Below are 15,490 nucleotides of genomic sequence, written 5' to 3'. Positions count from 1 at the left end.
CCAACCTCCTCGTAATCCGTTCAGCCGCGGGCAAGCACGGCGTCGACGCCGCCGACCGAGCGCACCCACTCGACGTAGCGCGCCAGGCCCGCGTCGCGGGAGACGGTCGGGTTGTAGTCGAAATCCTTACGGGCGGCGGAGGTGTCGTAGGTGTTGGAGACGGTCAGCGCCGCCGTCGTCCAGCTCGACAGCGGCGGCGCCCACCGCTCCTTGACGGCGGGTATCCGCCAAATGGTGTCGAAGACGGCGATCGCCGCGTCCAACACCGGTCCGGGCACGGTGCGGGTCGGCGGGGTCAGGTCGAGCGCGACGGCCAGGTCGCGGACGAACTCCCACAGGTCGATGTCCTCGGGATCGGCCAGGAAGTAGGCGTTTCCGGCGACCGCGGGGGAACGTGCGGCTTGCAGACAGGCGGCCGCCGCGTGCTCGCAGTAGGTGATGGACGCCATGACCCGGCGTCCACCCGAAAGGTCGGGCAGCCGATTGCTTTTCAGCTTGCGCAGCAGCAGGCTCATCCATCCGGCCGAACGCGGGCCCCAGATCATCCTCGGCCGCAGCGCGCAGGTGGTGAAGCCGGGCGAGTCGGCCGCGAGCACGTACTGCTCGGCCACTACCTTCGTCGCGACGTAGAGGCTCTTGGGCGCGTCGACATAGGGTTCGGACTCGTCGATGCCGAAGCGGTCGGTCTCGTAGGAGGTGGCCACCGACGGACTGCTGACGTAGACGAACCGCGAAACGCCCGCATCGCGAGCGGCAGCGATCAGGTTGCGGGTGCCCTCGACGTTCGCGCGCCAGAACTGATCACGCGCACCGACTTCCGAAACGAGTCCCGCGCTGTGGTAGACGACGTCCACGTCGTGGCAGGCCGCCCGCAGCGAGTCCGAATCGCCGAGATCGCCGACGGCGGTGTCGAGACCCGGCACGCCCGAAAGGTAGCCGAGGTCGCTGCACGCGCGGACCAGCGCCCGCACCTCGTCGCCCGCGCCGGTGGCGGCGTCGACGATGTGGCTGCCGAGAAATCCGGTCGCGCCGGTGACGAGAACCTTCATCGGTCCGTTCCTTTCGTTCGCGGGAAGCCGAGCCGATCCGCGGCCCACCGCGCCAGCCGCTCCCGCCCGATCTTCGCGTTGTGCCGGATGTCGACGGGAAACTCGCTGTGCGGCAGAAAGATTCGGATGCGCCTTGTCTCCGCCCTGTGCTGCGCGAGGGTCCACAATTCGCGCCGCACCCGGGTGATTTCGGCGGGCGAGAGATCCACGGCGGGCTCGAAGCACAGCACCGGGATCTGTTCACCCGGCGCGCCGACGCCGACCAGCGCGGTCCTGGCGACTTCCGGGTGCGTGTTGAAAATCTGCTCGCACCGGACGGTGTACAGGTCACCGTCGGCGGTCCGCACGCGCTGGGAGAGCCGCCCGCAGAACCACAGGCGGCCCGATTCGTCCACACGCGCCAGGTCACCCGTGCGGTGCCAGCGCCGGATACCACCGTCGGCCAGCCGCTCGTCGATCTTGTGCCGCACGTCGGCGGCGGCATTGCGGTGGTAGGCGCGGCTGACCTGCGGTCCGCTCGCGACGATCTCGCCGATCCGCCCGGCGGGCAGGACGAGGTCCTCGCTCCAGTCGGCGATGGGCTCGTCGGTGACGCCGATGATCCGGACCAGGGTCCCGCCGCTGCTCTCCGGCAGCGGGCGGCCGACGCACACACCCGCACCCTCGGCGGTGGCGGCGCGCGTACGGTCCAGCTCGGACCATTCCAACGTGGTCAGCGGCAGCGCCTCGGTCGCGCCGTAGGTGGTGAAGATCCGCGCGTCGTCGCCGAGCGCGGAGCGGATACGTTCCAGCGCAACCAGATTCGCCGGAGCGCCCATGGAGATGACCCGCGCGATGTCGGGCAGGCTCTCGCCGGTCTCGGCGAAATGCTCACCGAGCCTGGCCAGCAGGGCGGGCGAGGCCGTGAGGTCGGTGGCGCCGAAGGACCTCGCCACGTCGGTGAGCAGCGCGGGATTCGCCTTCGACACGCGCACCGGGTCGACCGGACCGAGCACGACGTGCGCACCTTGCAGCAGATCGAACAGCCCGAACAAGGGAACCGAGGTCAACGAGACGAAACCGATTGGGCGGCCGTGTAGTTCGGCGACGACATCGAGGGCCGCGCCGAATCCCGACCTGGTGAACTCGACGCCCTTGGCCGGTCCGGTGCTTCCGGTGGTGAACGCGATCATGAACAGGTCGTCCGGATCATGTTCGGCCGCCGGCGTTTCCGGCTCGGCACGCAGATCGTCCAGGCTGTGGCCGCCCCAGAACGACCGACCCGCCGTGACGTGCACCCGAATCGAGCCGAACGTGCGCCGTGCGGCCAGCCGCACCGCGTGCGCTTCGGGGATCCCGATGAACGCCTCCGCGCCGACGCTGCGGAAGCAGTGCAGCATGCGGCGCACACCCATGCCGGGATCCACCACCACGGGCACCGCGCCGACCCGGAACAGCGCGAACAGCACCGCGAACAGGTCAGGATCGGGGCGCACGAGCACGATGACCTTGACGCCCTTGGTGATTCCGATCCGCGCGAAGCCCGCCGCGTAGGAGCGGACCCGCCGCCCCAGCTCTGCGTAGTTCATGGTCGCGAACCGCAGGTCGGCGCCGCGATCGGCCCTCGCCGCGTCCGCGCGGGTCGGGTAGCTGATGGCGGGCGCGTCGGCCCGTTCCGCGATCCGGTGCTCGAGCAGGATGCTCGGGTCCGCGTATCCGGTCGCGCGCGTCACCCGACACCGCCGACGGGCACCCGGTAGCCGACACAGCCCGCCGTCGGCCCCGATCCGCCCGCGACGAGCAGCAGCTGGTCGCCCTCGCGCACTGCACCGGAACGGATCAGCTGGTGGTAGGCGATGATGAGACCGGAGCTTCCGGCGTTCCGCGAGCCGGTATCGGCTTGGTGGTGGCGCGCGAAGCCGAAGTCGGCCGCCAGCGTCGCCGCGAAGCCCGGCGCGGGGTTGTTGGTGACAAGCACTGTCGAATCCCTCGCGGTATCAACGTGATTCGCGAGGTAGTTCCGCACCGCCGTGCGCGCCACGTCGGTGACCCGCTCGGCGAAATCGTCGGCGACGTCGACGGTGATCGTGCGCGCGCCGTCGCGGCCCATCGCCTTCAAGTCGAGATAGCCCGCGACGCCGGGATGCGCGCCCTCCGGCCGCGGGGCGGGCTGCAAGTGCACCGCGCCGAGCCCGGTCGCGTCATCGATGCCCTTCGTCACCAGAAAAGCGCCGCCCGCGGTGGCATAGGGGAAGTCGGCCGCGTCCGCCCGGCCGCCGGGGTGGGCGTCGCTGCCGACGATGAGGACGTGCTCGGCGGTGCCATTGACCAGCAACGCGTTCGCGGCCTGGAGCGCGTTCAGCACGCCGCAGGCGCCGTTGCGCAGGTCGAGGGAGAAACCGGGCCGGGAGGACCCGGATTCGTAGTCGAGGTGCATGCCGAGCTCGCGCTGGATCAGCGCGGCGTTGGACGGCTCCACGATGTTGGCGTCCCGGTACACGCCGACGTTCACCAGCACGTCCACGTCCGCCGCCGACAGCCCCGCCCCGGCGAGGCACTCCCGCGCCGCCGCGACCGCGTGGTCGATCGAGCCGAGCGCCGGATCCACGCTCACCGCCGAATTCCGCAGAATGGTCACCACGATCTACTTCACCAACTCACCGATGGTCGCCGACAACACCCCGAACACCATTCCCGACGCGGTCGGCACGAAACAGATCTTCGAACCCGCCGGAATCAGGCCGCGCGACAGGTAGTCGTGCAGCACCAGGAAATGTGTGCTGGCTCCGGTATTTCCGTACTTTTCGACGCACGCTAGCCGCGGCGGCATGGGCGCGCCGTGGATCTTGCTGCCCGACTCCGCCAGTTTCTCCGTGAACCCGACGCCGAGCTGATGGAAGACGATGTAGTCGAAATTCTCCTCGGCGAACGTCGAGCCTTTCTTGGCGAGCACGTCGCGATGGAATTTCGCCCAGGTCTCGCGCCGCGGCGCGGCCTGCATGGTGAGGTTGTCGGTCAGCATGATCATGTTCTCGGTGCTGTCGCTGGGTTTCGCGATGCACAGGCCGGAGTATTCCGCGCAGGTGATCATGTCGATGGAGTGGACGGCCTCGGCCTCGTCGACGGCGCGGTCGAGCACCACCGCGACGGCCGCGTCGGCCAGCGTCAGCGCCGCGAACTGCGGGTCGCGCGCGTCCACCGCCTCGGCCAGCGCACCTTCGGTGACCGGCGAGATGACCTCGGGGGTCACCACCATCCCGGTCCGGACGGCGCCGGCGCGAATCAGGTTGTCCAGCAGGTAGATACCAGTCATGGTGCCGCCGCACGCATTGGCGACGTCGTAGCCGGTGGCATTGACCGCGCCGATGCGCCGAGCGATCTCCCCCGCCGCGGACGGCTCGAACACCATCCGGAATCCGTCGTGCACGGTGGTGCCGCCGCAGATGATCACATCCAGGTCCGCGGGGTCGTATCCCGAGTCCGCCAGGCAGTCGAGCGCCGCGGCGACACCCAAGGTCAGGGTGTCCTCCTCGGTGCGGTCGACCATATGCCGGTGTGCGATGCCGGTAATGCGTTCGACGTCGAACTCGCCGCCGCTCGACATGCGGTCGAGCACTTCGTTCGTGGTGAATTCTCCGGCGGGGAGAGCGGCCCCGAGCGCGCGTATTCGAGAGCGATTCATACGAGATTTCCTCCGATGGCCGCGGCTCCCATGGGAAATGGAGCGACACGGCGCTGATAAAGCAAGGGGGCCAAAGAAACCCGGCTCGACCGGATGATTTCGACACTACGACCAGACCGCGACAGCAGTCCACTCGGCGCCACCGGTCAGTGAGGGGGATCACCAATCGATGTGTGTGCCTTGCTACTTCGTGACAAAAGCGCGGCGCGAACATCGTCTCCCGCGATGAATTCTCGTCTCCGATTGCGCCGAGCACCCGATTTGTGATTAGGCTCGGCCCGGTGACCGTCCCGCTCCGCGCGCCGATGTCGCTCCTGGATCTGCCCGGCCCAGACGGCTGGCCGGTGCTCGGCAACCTCCCGCAACTCACCCCGACGCGACTGCACCGGCACTCGACAGCTGGTGCGCGGAATACGGCCCCGTCTACCGGTTGAGCATGCCGGGCAGGCGGCTGGTCGTGGTCGGCGATCCGGAGCTCGGCAAGGAGATCCTGCGGCAGCGCCCGGGAACCTACCGCCGACAGTCCTCGATCGAGTCGATCATGAGCGAGATGGGCTCCAACGGACTGTTCTCCTCCGAGGGCGAGGCGTGGCGGCGGCGCAGGAGGCTGGCCATGCCCGCGTTCAACGCCGCCCATCTCACCCGGTTCCACACCACGCTGGAGCAGATCACCGAGCGACTACGGCGGCGTTGGCTGGCATCCCCGCCCGAGGACGTGCGCGCCGATCTGACCCGCTACACCGTGGACGTGACCGCCAAGCTGACCTTCGATTACGACATCAACACCCTCGAGCAGTCCGGCGACGTCATCCAGCAACACCTCGAGCACGTCTTCCCGATGATCAACCGCCGCTTGAACATTCCGTTCCCGTACTGGCGCTACGTCAAGCTGCCCGCCGACCACGCGCTGGACCGGGCACTGGACGCGCTGCGCGCCGAGGTGAACACCGTCATCGCCCGCGCGCGCACCGCGGCGCCGGAGCAGCCGACCAACTTCATCGAGGCGTTCCTGCTCGCCAGCGACGGTGGCGAATCGTTCACCGACGATGAGCTGTTCGCCGAGGCGCTGACGATCCTGATCGCCGGACAGGACACCACGAGCAACGCCACGGCGTGGCTGCTCTACCACTTGGCCTCCGAACCCGAAACGCAGGAACGCATCCGGGAGGAGATCGCCAGGATCCCCTCGACGCTCGAGCGTCAGCCGTATCTGGAAGCCGTTGTCGCCGAGTCGATGCGGCTGCAACCCACCACTCCCCTGCTGCTCATGGAGGCAGTGCACGACACCGTGCTGCGCGACATCGCGTTGCCCGCGGGCACCTGGGTGTTGGTCGACGTGCGGTACCCGGGCCTCCAGGAGGAGAACTTCGCCGATCCGCAGCGGTTCGACCCCGAACGGTGGCTACGCGGCGCCGACGGCCGGGCGCACCGCCCCGACGTCTCGATTCCCTTCGGGTCGGGGCCACGGTTCTGCCCGGGGCGCGGGCTGGCGATGCTCGAGGTCAAGAGCGTCGCCGCGATGGCCTGTCGCACTTTCGATTTCCGGCTCCCGGACGGTGTGCCGCCGCCCGACGACCGGTTCCATTTCGCCGTCATCCCGGTCGGCCTGCGGCTCGACCTCGCGCCACGGTCGGCGGACCGAGAGTTCGGAGGATAGGGGTATGGCGATCAAGCGATTGTCGGCCACCGACGCGACCTGGTTGTCGCTGGAGTCGCCGGAGATGCCGATGCACGTGGCATTCCTGATGGAATTCCACTGTCCCGACGGCGATGCCGAGGGGTTCGTGCGCCGCTGGCGGGCGCGGCACGCGGCGCCGTTCAGCGCACCGCCGCCATGGAACCTGGCGCCGGTGCGTGGCCGCCTCGCCGAATCACTCGCCCTGGTAAGGGAAGTCGAGGAAATAGATCCGGCCGACCACATCAGGCAGTGGTCGCTACCCGCGGGCGCGGGCCGCGACGAACTCGTCGAGCTCGTGACGCGGGTCCATCGCGAGCAGCTGGACCTGGGCAAGCCGCCATGGGAACTGCACTTCGTGACGGGACAGTCCGAGGATCGCTTCGCCGCGGTGCTGAAGGCGCATCACAGTCTGCTGGACGGTGTTTCGCTGGTGCGCGTCATCACCGGCGGTCTCTCCACCGACCCCGAGGCGCGCGGCCTGCCGCCGTTCTTCACCATCGGACCCGACTCCAAGGATTCGACGCGCGCGAGCCGGATCAGTTCGCTGTTCACGGCAATGCGCGGGTTCCTCGCGGTACTCGCCGGGGTAGCCGGTGCGGCGCGGGATGCCTTGCGGCGCAAGGCCGGACGGGCGACGGCGCAGCAGACCTATCGGCAACCGCCCTCCGTCCTCGACGGTCCGATCACCGGCGCGCGCGACCTCTCGCTGCGCCGCTACCGGCTGAGCGAGATCAAACGGCTGGCGCGCGCCGCGGACTGCACTGTCAACGATCTGGTGCTGTACCTCGTCGCCACGGCGCTGCGCAACTACCTCACCGACCACGCCGAACTGCCCGAGCGCCCGCTCACCGCCGGTGTGCCGACCGACTTGCGCGACGGTGACCAGCGGGTCGGCACCCGCGCCGGGCTGATGTTCACGGCGCTGGCGACCGACGTCGAGGATCCGGTGCGACGCCTCGCCGCCGTCAAGGACGCGATCGACACCGCCAAGCGCCACATGGGCGCGATGTCGCCCGGCGCGGTCATCGGATACGGCCTGGCGACCACCTTCCCGTGGGTCTTCACGCTGCTGCTCGGCATCCGGTCGGCTCCGTCCTCGCACCCGATGGGAATCTCCAATATCCCCGGCCCGCGAGAGACGCTGTTCTGGGACGGTGCGCGGCTCGACGCGATGTATCCGATATCTCTTCTGATGCACGGCAATTCGCTGAACTTCACCTGCTTCGGCTACCGAGACGAGCTGTTCCTCGGTGTGCTCGGCGCCGCCGACAAGCTGCCGCCGATCGAGCACCTGACGGCCGCCATGGATGCCGCGCTGGCCGAACTGGACGGGCTCCTCGCGCCCGCGACCGCGGTCGGGCAGTCCTGAGATGTGCGCGGTCTGCGGCATCGTCGACTTCGCTGCGCCGGTCGATCCCGGCCCGCTCGCGGCGATGTGCGCGGTGCTGCGCCACCGCGGCCCCGACGACCACGCCACCTGGCACGACCGGCACGCCGCGCTGGGGTTCCAGCGCCTGTCCATCGTGGACGTGCGGCACGGCGCGCAGCCGACGGCCGACGAGAGTGGTTCGGTCCGTGCGCTGCTCAACGGCGAGATCTACAACCACAAGGCGTTGCGCCGCGCCCTCGCGGCGCGCGGGCACCGGTTCCGCAGCGACAGCGACGCCGAGGTCCTCCCGCACCTGTACGAGGAGTACGGGAACGGTTTCGTCGAGCACCTGGACGGCGATTTCGGCATCGCGATCTGGGATGCCACCCGGCGGCGTCTGACGCTGGCCCGCGACCGGGTCGGGGTCAAGCCGCTCTTCTACCACCTGCGCGGCGCCCGCCTGACGTTCGCGTCGGAGATCAAGGGCATCTTCGCCTCCGGCGCGTGTACGCCCGAGATCGACCCGCAAGGGCTCAGCGACTGCCTGTTCTACGGTCACACCATCGCGCCGGGCACCTTCTGGCGTGACGTGCGCGATCTGGAACCGGGAACCGTTCTCACCGCAGACGCCCACGGCGTTCGCACCAGGCGTTACTTCCGCGTCTTCGTGCGCGAAGACCCCGACGCACCGCTGCTCACCGGACGCGCGGCGATCGAGGCGTTCGACGAGCGGTTCACCGCCGCGGTCGCCAAGCGCGTCCCCGACGAGGTGGCGGCGGGCGTCGCGCTCAGCGGCGGGCTCGACTCCTCCGCGATCGCCGCCGTCGCCGCCCGGCGCTGCGACGCGCCGCTGACGACGCTCAGTGTGCGGCTGTCCGGCGCGATCCACGACGAGACCGAGATGTCGCGGCTGGTCGCACGGTCGCTGGGCGTCCCGAACGTGGAGGCGGAGACGACGGGTGCGCGCGTCTGCGAGTTGCTGCCGAAGAGCATGTGGCACTTCGAATCCCCGTTCTGGTACGGCGGTGTAGCCTCCCCCTTCCTCGACCTGACCGCCCTCGCCCGAGACCAAGGGCTCACAGTGGCGATGAGCGGTGACGGTTCGGACGAGCTGCTCGCCGGTTACGACTTCTACCGGTTGATGCGGCTGAGTTCGCGGTTGACCGACCTGCGACTGGACGCGCTGCGACCGCTGGTGTGGCGGCAGGCGACGAAATGGATCGGCGCGCCGAGCGGCATCGACCGCCATCTCGTCGAGATCGCTACTCGCAGTGCGGGTTACACCGAACGGTACGGACAGATGCCGCCGTGGGTCCATCTGTGGAGCGCGCTGTCCGGTACCGCGCGGCCCGCCGTCCTCGCCGACCTGCCCGAACCGTCGGCGCTGCCGCGCCCGCCCGAGCACAGCACGCTGCACCGGCAGATGCATTTCGAGTTCCACACCCGGCTGCCGCACTGGGTGCTGCCCATCTCCGACCGGCTCGGCATGGCGCACGGCCTCGAGGTGCGGGTGCCGTTCCTCGACCGCGACGTCCTCGACGTCTGCGCCGAACTCGACCCGCGCATGCTGCTGCGTCTCGGCACCGAGAAATACGTGCTCAAGCGGGCGATGGCCGATCTGCTGCCCAAGCGGATCGTGCGGCGGCGCAAGAAGCCGTTCATGACGCCGATCGGCCCGTGGTACCTCAGCGGGCCGGGCGCGCAGCTGGCCGCCGACCATCTCTCCCGCGCCGCCGCGCGACGCTATGGGCTGTTCGATCCCGAAGTGACGGAAAGGATCTGGCGCACGGCTGTCGACCGGCCCGGCACCTGGGACGGCGTCACCGCCGAATGGGCCGCGATGGCGATCCTGTGCACCCACCTCGTGGTCGACCAGTTCAGCGCCGACCGCTTCACCGCCGATGCGATCACCGGAGCCCGCGCATGACCGTGACATTGCCGCGTGCCGCCGAATGGCACGAACTCGCCCTGCACGCCGCCGCCCAGCCGGGCCTGGCGCTGCTCTTGCCACTCGGCGCCGCCACCCGGCCCCTCCGCAAGGTGCCGAAGTTCGGCTGGGTGGTGTCGGATCCGGAACTCGCGCGCGAAATTCACCGGGACAGCGAACATTTCAGCATCGCCACCGACGGCGCGTCGGGACACTGGTGGTCGCAGATGCTCGGCGAATTCGGCGCCGAACGTTTCGAGGGTCCTGAGCACCAGCGGTTGCGCGCCGGTCTCGGCGATCTCTTCGGCAAGCCCGCTGCCGAGCACCTCGTCGAGGACGCGACCGGCGCGCAGCTCGAGCGCCTGCGCACCGATCTGGCCGCGGGCCGGACGGTCGACATCGCCGAATTCGCCCGGGTTTTCACGGCGCGCACGATGGTCGACGTGGCCGGTCTGCCGCGTGAGACCAGCACCGACACACCGTATCTGGACCTGTTCGCCGCCATCGAGCGGCTGGCAGACCTGGGCAAAGGAAACTGGGCGACCACCGTCGTCCCGCCGCGCCACCGGCGCAAGGGCCGCGAGCTGGCTGCGCTGATCGGCGCGAACGTCGAGCACGTGTACGACTCGGCCGACTCGGGCACCGTCATCGGGCGCTGCCGCGACCTGGGGCTGACACTCGAGCAGACCCGAGGATTCACCGTGCTGCTCGTGGTGGCCGGGACCGTCACGCTCGCCAGCACCATCGGGCGACTGGTCGCGCTGCTGCACGACACCGGCGACCAGCACCGGCTGCTGGCCGACCCGAGCTCGATCCCCGACGCGATCCGGGAGGGGCTGCGGGTGACGAGCTCGATGCCGGTCGTCGGGCGCGGGGTGATCGGCGATCTCGAACTCGGAGGCAGGCGATTGCGCTCCGGTGACCGCGTCAAGGTGATGACCTGGTACATCGACAATTCCGTCGGCCGGTTCGACCTCGACCTGGGTTACGTGGCGCGGACGCGGCAGCTGTGGTTCGGCGGCGGTAAGCACTTCTGCCTCGGCGCCGCGCTCACCCACGTGCAGCTGACCCGCTTCCTGGAGACACTGCTCGCTGCGGGCCGTCCGTGGGAGATCACCCGCCGCCGGTACCGATTCAACGCGTTCGTCCCGCTCTATCGCAGGCTCGACATCCGCTTGCGCTGAGACACCCACCGGCGTCGAGACATCCCTAACGCTGCGGAATCCGCTTGCCCCCGCGGAGTGCGGGCAGCCACCAGTTCCAGCGGCCGAGCAACCGGAGGGTGGCGGGTACCAGCACCAGTCGCACGACGACCACGTCGAGCAGAACCGCCACCGCCAGCGCGAAGCCGAGCTGTTTCAGTTCCAGGGTGCTCGCGGTGAGGAAACTCGCGAACACCACGACCATGATCGCCGCCGCGACCGCGACGGGTTTGGCGGTGGCGCCGATCCCGTCGGCGACCGCTTCGCGGTTGGCCTCGGCCGGATCGATCGCGCCGCGCGCCACGGCCGCGTCCCAGTTCTCCCTGATCCGGCGGATGACGAACACCTCGTAATCCATCGAAAGGCCGAACAGGATCACGAACACGATCAGCGGCATCACGACCTGGACGAAACCGGGGCTCGAGAAGCCGAAAGGCTTTTCGCCCCAGCCCCATTGGAATACCGCGACGGTGATGCCGAGCGCGGCCGCCGTGGCGAGCAGGTTGACCGCGACGGCCTTCACCGGCACGGCGACGCTACGGAAGACCACCAGCAGCAACGCCAGCGCGCACAACACCGTGATCACGACGGCCAAAAGGTAGGCGTCACGGATCGCGTCGCTGATCTCGAGCAGACCGGCGGGCGCGCCGCCCGCGCTGACGCGCAAGTCCGGGGTCGAGGCAGCGAGAGAGCGCGCCCGCGCGTCGAGTTCGGCGACCAGGTCCGAGCCCGCGGCCGAGTCGATCAGCATGCGGGTCACGACGGTCAGGTGGACACGGCCGTCGGACCACTGCGCCAACACGGCGGCGACGCGGGGATCGGCGCGCAGCTCGTCGGCGAAGCCTTGCACGACGCTCGCCGCACCGGGGTTCAGCGGCCCGCCGTCGGACGCCGTGGCGACGAACTCCATCGGCGAGAGCATGCCGGACGGGAACTTCTCCGCGACCGTGCGAGCCGCGATTCCAGAGGGATAGTCGGTCAGCGACGCGATACCGAGGTCGAAGCCGGTGCGCAGGCCGGTCAGCGGCAGCGCGGCCACGACGAGCAGGCTCGCGGCGGCCAGGCCGAAGACGACCGGCCTGCGCATCACCCGACGTGTCCACCGGCGGGCGGCGGCGCTGTCGTCCGAGTCGACGCCACGGCCGCGCACACGCCAGCGGTTCACGGCGGGGCCCAGCACGGTGAGAATCGCGGGAAGCAGCGTCACGGCGGCCAGCATCGCCGTCGCCACGGCCACGCCGACACCGAGCACGATGCCGCGAAAGACCCCGGCGGGCACCACGAGCAGCGCCGCCAGCGACACGATCACGACCGAGCCGGACGCCAGGACCATGCCGCCGGTAGTGGCCATGGTGGTGGTCACGGCGGCGCGAATCGCGTCGGCCTCGGACCGAGAGGTCACCCCGCGCGCCGACAGCTCCTCGCGAAACCTGCTCACCACGAACAGGGCGTAGTCGATACCGACGCCGAGACCGATCATGGTGGCGATGGACAACATCAGCGGGTCGACGGAGGTCACGGTGTCGGCGACCAGCAGCACGCCGGTGCAGGTCAGCAGCCCGGCGACGGCCATGAGTATCGGCAGCAATGCCGCGGACACCGCACCGAGCGCGAGGACCAGGAGCACGAAAGCCACTGGCATGCCGAGTGATTCGGCGCGGAGCGCATCGGCCTGCTCGGCGATGATCACGTCGTTCTGGATCGCGGTGTAGCCGGTGAGGTCGACCCGGATCACGTCACGATCGGGCAGCGCGGACAGCGCGTTCTGCACGTCGGCGGAGACGGCGACGCGGTGGGACTGGTCGCCCTCGATGGCGACGACGGCCAGGGCGGTGCGGTTGTCGGCCGAGATCAGTTGCCGGGCGCTGTCGGGAGTCACGAGCAGCGTCACGCCGCCGATCGATTCGACGGCGCGCCGTGTTCGCTCGAGCTGGGCACGGTATTCGGCGGTGTCCACGCTCGCGGTGTCGGAGTCGAAGACCAGCAGCGCCTGTTCGGCCCGCAAGCCGGGAAAGTGCTCGGCGATCAGACGCTGCACCTCGACCGACTCGGCGCCGTCCACGGTGAGATCCGGTGCCTGCACGCGCGATTCGAGCACCGGATAGCCCGCCCCGCACAGCGCGAGAACGACCGACCACACCGCGATCACCGTGCGCGGATGGGTCGTCAGCCATCGCGTCCAGCGCGACAGCGGACCATGGTGCGCGGAAACCGCTGTGGTCGAGTCGGTTTCGAGTGCATCGAGGCTCATCGGGCGACAAGTCCGGGTCCGAAATCGCCAACCATCGCACCGCGCCCTTCCCGGCCCAAGAGATCGCTCCCTCGAGCGTGGGCCGGTGAATCACCGTACGCAGCAAAGCGATCGAGTGTCACTGCACCGTCGGGAGAACATTCGCCGCCGATCTTGTTCGGTAAGACGAACTGCGTGTGTCGCCGATGTGAGCCCGGTCATGGTGGCGTGATTTCGTGGCGTAGGTTACCGTTGCGTCACTTATGGGAACGGAGTAGTTCCTCATTGGGAGGGTTTGCAAGGCATGATCAGACGTCGGGGTCCGATCGCTGCGGCGGCCGCAGCACTGTCCGTATTTCTCGTGATGGCGGGTGGGGTGGTGTCCGCGCCGTCGGCCGAGTCGACGCCCACGCGCGCCGGGCTCGACGCCCAGTTCGTCGCAACCCACAATGCGCCGCCCCAGTATCCGAACGTCTTCATCGAATGGGATGTGCCGATCACCATGAGTGACGGCACGGTGCTGAAGGCGAACGTCTACCATCCCGCCGACGCGACGGGTCAGCCGATCCAGGAGCCGACGCCGACCGTCGTCAACCTGACGCCCTATACGAAACTCGTTGCCAACCTGGCTGATTCCGCGCTGGCGATTCCCGGGTTCGGGGACCCGTTGATGCACGTGCTGCGCGGTCTGGACTTCTCGGCCTTCGGGATGAGCGGGCTCAGCGATCTGATGCGCGCTCTGCCCGGCGGCGCCGCTCGGACCTTCGGCGTGGACCGCAAGCTGATTCAGAGCGGCTACACGCAGGTCGTCGTCGATGTGCGCGGAACCGGTTTCTCGCAAGGTGTTTGGCAGGTCTTCGGCCATCGCGAGCAGCAGGACGGCGCCGAGGTCGTGGACTGGGCGGCCAGCCAACCGTGGTCCAACGGACGGATCGGCATGAGCGGCATCTCCTACTCCGCCGTCAACCAGCTGCACACCGCCGAACGCAGACCCGCCGCGCTGCAAGCGCTCTTCCCGGTCGTCCCGGGCAGCGACCTCATCCGCGACGTCGCGGCGCCCGGTGGCGCGCTCGGCATCGGTTTCATCCCCGAATGGCTCCTCGCGGTCAATGCCACGAAGTTGCTGCCCGACGTGGTCTCGATGCTGTCCGGCAGGTTCGACTGGACCTGGCTCGCCGACCGCATCCGCGACCCGTTCACCTTCTTCAACGTCGTCATCGCGGCGCTGGCCACGCCCAGCATCGACCAGATCCCGCCGGAAATGCTGTCGGTGCTCGACGACGAGAGCCCGCTGCGGACCGCGTGGGTCGGACATCCGGAGCGAATCCAGGTGCCGACCTTCATCTACGGAGGCTGGCACGACATCTTCACCTACTCCTCGCCCCGGGTGTACAACGCCATCGACGTACCCGACAGCGAGAAGAAGCTGGTGATGGGTGATACCTACCACATCACCACCGGCGCGGGCCTCGGCCTGCCCGGCGCACCGCCGTCGCTGGACGTGCTGCAGCGCGCGTGGTTCGACAAGTGGCTCAAGGGAATCGACAACGGCATCGACGGCTACGACCAGGTGACGTCGTGGCAGCAGGGCGGCGGATGGAGCGACAGCCCGTCCTTCCCACGCCCCGGCATGGAGTACCGGCGGCTGTACTTGAACGCGGCCCCCTCGGGCACCGCGCCGACCGCCGCGGGCGACGGCTCCCTGACCGAGGCGCCGGGCGGACCCGCACGGCTGACGATCGCGCCCGGACTCGCCACCCTGTGCTCGCGCGACGCCGCGCACGGGACGGCGGGCATCATCGCCGCACTGGACATCTGCGCCGAAGACGCGCGGATCAGCGAGGTGAACGCGCTGACCTTCACGACGGCGCCGGTGGACCGGCCGACCCAGATCTCCGGCCCGCTCGCCGTGCACCTGAACACCGTGCTCGACACCACGGACGGCTACTGGACGGTGACCCTGAACGACGTTGCACCGGACGGTCGTTCGACCGTGTGGACGACCGGGCAGCGCACCGCCTCGTTGCGCGCGGTGGACGAGGCGGCCTCCACTCGCTCACCCAACGGCGACTACACCGATCCCTACCCGATCCTCACCTTGGCGAGCCGCGAGCCCGTCGTCCCCGGTCAGCCGACCGTGCTCGACATCGGACTGTTCGCCACGGACGGCGTGCTTCAGCCGGGACATCGGCTGCGCATCGACATCTTCGCGAGCAACTTCCCCAGCAGCGTGCCGCTGCGCCCGCTGCTGAACGAGAGTGGTCTTCGGCCACAGCATCTCGTGCTGGATCCCAACGAACCGAGCTGGGTCAACATCCCGGTCGAGGGCGATCCCAGCTGGTGAGCGGACCGTGACGGGCCCGCGGCGAGCACT

At 69.2% G+C, this 15,490-nt stretch carries 11 protein-coding genes; 6 read left to right on the top strand and 5 right to left on the bottom strand.

Features of this window, described 5'->3' with window-relative positions:
* Positions 1-20 precede the first annotated feature (20 nt).
* From ABZV58_RS09830 to ABZV58_RS09815, 4 genes are read right to left on the bottom strand one after another with little or no spacing between them, the layout of a single operon-like run.
* Positions 21-1,049, bottom strand: coding sequence for an NAD-dependent epimerase/dehydratase family protein (locus ABZV58_RS09830; RefSeq protein WP_354999728.1), 1,029 nt, complete (start codon positions 1,047-1,049; stop codon positions 21-23).
* Positions 1,046-2,761, bottom strand: a complete 1,716-nt coding sequence (locus ABZV58_RS09825; protein WP_354999727.1) for a fatty acid CoA ligase family protein — start codon at positions 2,759-2,761, stop codon at positions 1,046-1,048. The genes ABZV58_RS09830 and ABZV58_RS09825 overlap by 4 nt, the downstream gene beginning before the upstream one ends.
* Positions 2,758-3,666 (bottom strand): hypothetical protein, encoded by a 909-nt coding sequence (locus ABZV58_RS09820; protein WP_354999726.1) that lies wholly within the window; start codon positions 3,664-3,666, stop codon positions 2,758-2,760. Before ABZV58_RS09820 ends, ABZV58_RS09825 begins: the two co-directional genes overlap by 4 nt.
* A gap of 6 nt (positions 3,667-3,672) precedes the next feature.
* Complete coding sequence (locus ABZV58_RS09815; protein ID WP_354999725.1) at positions 3,673-4,710, bottom strand: 3-oxoacyl-[acyl-carrier-protein] synthase III C-terminal domain-containing protein; 1,038 nt, start codon at positions 4,708-4,710, stop codon at positions 3,673-3,675.
* 281 nt (positions 4,711-4,991) lie between these two features.
* Here ABZV58_RS09815 and ABZV58_RS09810 point away from each other — a divergent pair, with 281 nt between their 5' ends.
* The 5 genes from ABZV58_RS09810 to ABZV58_RS09790 are packed head-to-tail and all read left to right on the top strand — an operon-like array spanning position 4,992 to position 10,868.
* Positions 4,992-5,144 carry a hypothetical protein gene (locus tag ABZV58_RS09810; protein ID WP_354999724.1) on the top strand — a complete coding sequence of 51 codons (153 nt, stop codon included), beginning with the start codon at positions 4,992-4,994 and terminating at the stop codon, positions 5,142-5,144.
* A 2-nt stretch (positions 5,145-5,146) separates the two neighbouring features.
* On the top strand, positions 5,147-6,367 hold the full coding sequence (locus tag ABZV58_RS09805) for a cytochrome P450 (RefSeq protein ID WP_354999723.1): 1,221 nt from the start codon (positions 5,147-5,149) through the stop codon (positions 6,365-6,367).
* Between the two features lie 4 nt (positions 6,368-6,371).
* Positions 6,372-7,757 carry a wax ester/triacylglycerol synthase family O-acyltransferase gene (locus ABZV58_RS09800; RefSeq protein ID WP_354999722.1) on the top strand — a complete coding sequence of 462 codons (1,386 nt, stop codon included), beginning with the start codon at positions 6,372-6,374 and terminating at the stop codon, positions 7,755-7,757.
* Between the two features lies 1 nt (position 7,758).
* Positions 7,759-9,684, top strand: coding sequence for an asparagine synthase (glutamine-hydrolyzing) (gene asnB / locus ABZV58_RS09795; protein ID WP_354999721.1), 1,926 nt, complete (start codon positions 7,759-7,761; stop codon positions 9,682-9,684).
* Positions 9,681-10,868 carry a cytochrome P450 gene (locus tag ABZV58_RS09790; protein ID WP_354999720.1) on the top strand — a complete coding sequence of 396 codons (1,188 nt, stop codon included), beginning with the start codon at positions 9,681-9,683 and terminating at the stop codon, positions 10,866-10,868. The genes asnB and ABZV58_RS09790 overlap by 4 nt, the downstream gene beginning before the upstream one ends.
* 25 nt (positions 10,869-10,893) lie before the next feature.
* On the opposite strand, the gene ABZV58_RS09785 is transcribed toward ABZV58_RS09790, so the two are convergent.
* Positions 10,894-13,137, bottom strand: coding sequence for an MMPL family transporter (locus ABZV58_RS09785; protein WP_354999719.1), 2,244 nt, complete (start codon positions 13,135-13,137; stop codon positions 10,894-10,896).
* Positions 13,138-13,420: 283 nt separating this feature from the next.
* On the opposite strand from ABZV58_RS09785, the gene ABZV58_RS09780 reads away from it, so the two are divergent.
* Positions 13,421-15,460 carry a CocE/NonD family hydrolase gene (locus tag ABZV58_RS09780; RefSeq protein ID WP_354999718.1) on the top strand — a complete coding sequence of 680 codons (2,040 nt, stop codon included), beginning with the start codon at positions 13,421-13,423 and terminating at the stop codon, positions 15,458-15,460.
* The last annotated feature ends 30 nt before the right edge of the window (positions 15,461-15,490 follow it).

Source organism: Nocardia sp. NPDC004654 (assembly GCF_040609595.1).
GTDB lineage: Bacteria > Actinomycetota > Actinomycetes > Mycobacteriales > Mycobacteriaceae > Nocardia.
Note: the sequence above shows the minus strand (reverse complement) of the source record. Positions and strands in the feature narration are given on the sequence as shown.

What these genes read in the sequence shown, in the direction of transcription:
- ABZV58_RS09785 (WP_354999719.1), bottom strand. Translation starts at nt 13,137, where the DNA reads ATGAGCCTCGATGCACTCGAAACCGACTCGACCACAGCGGTTTCCGCG.
- ABZV58_RS09830 (WP_354999728.1), bottom strand. Translation starts at nt 1,049, where the DNA reads ATGAAGGTTCTCGTCACCGGCGCGACCGGATTTCTCGGCAGCCACATC.
- ABZV58_RS09790 (WP_354999720.1), top strand. Translation starts at nt 9,681, where the DNA reads ATGACCGTGACATTGCCGCGTGCCGCCGAATGGCACGAACTCGCCCTG.
- ABZV58_RS09780 (WP_354999718.1), top strand. Translation starts at nt 13,421, where the DNA reads ATGATCAGACGTCGGGGTCCGATCGCTGCGGCGGCCGCAGCACTGTCC.
- ABZV58_RS09815 (WP_354999725.1), bottom strand. Translation starts at nt 4,710, where the DNA reads ATGAATCGCTCTCGAATACGCGCGCTCGGGGCCGCTCTCCCCGCCGGA.
- ABZV58_RS09805 (WP_354999723.1), top strand. Translation starts at nt 5,147, where the DNA reads ATGCCGGGCAGGCGGCTGGTCGTGGTCGGCGATCCGGAGCTCGGCAAG.
- ABZV58_RS09800 (WP_354999722.1), top strand. Translation starts at nt 6,372, where the DNA reads ATGGCGATCAAGCGATTGTCGGCCACCGACGCGACCTGGTTGTCGCTG.
- asnB (WP_354999721.1), top strand. Translation starts at nt 7,759, where the DNA reads ATGTGCGCGGTCTGCGGCATCGTCGACTTCGCTGCGCCGGTCGATCCC.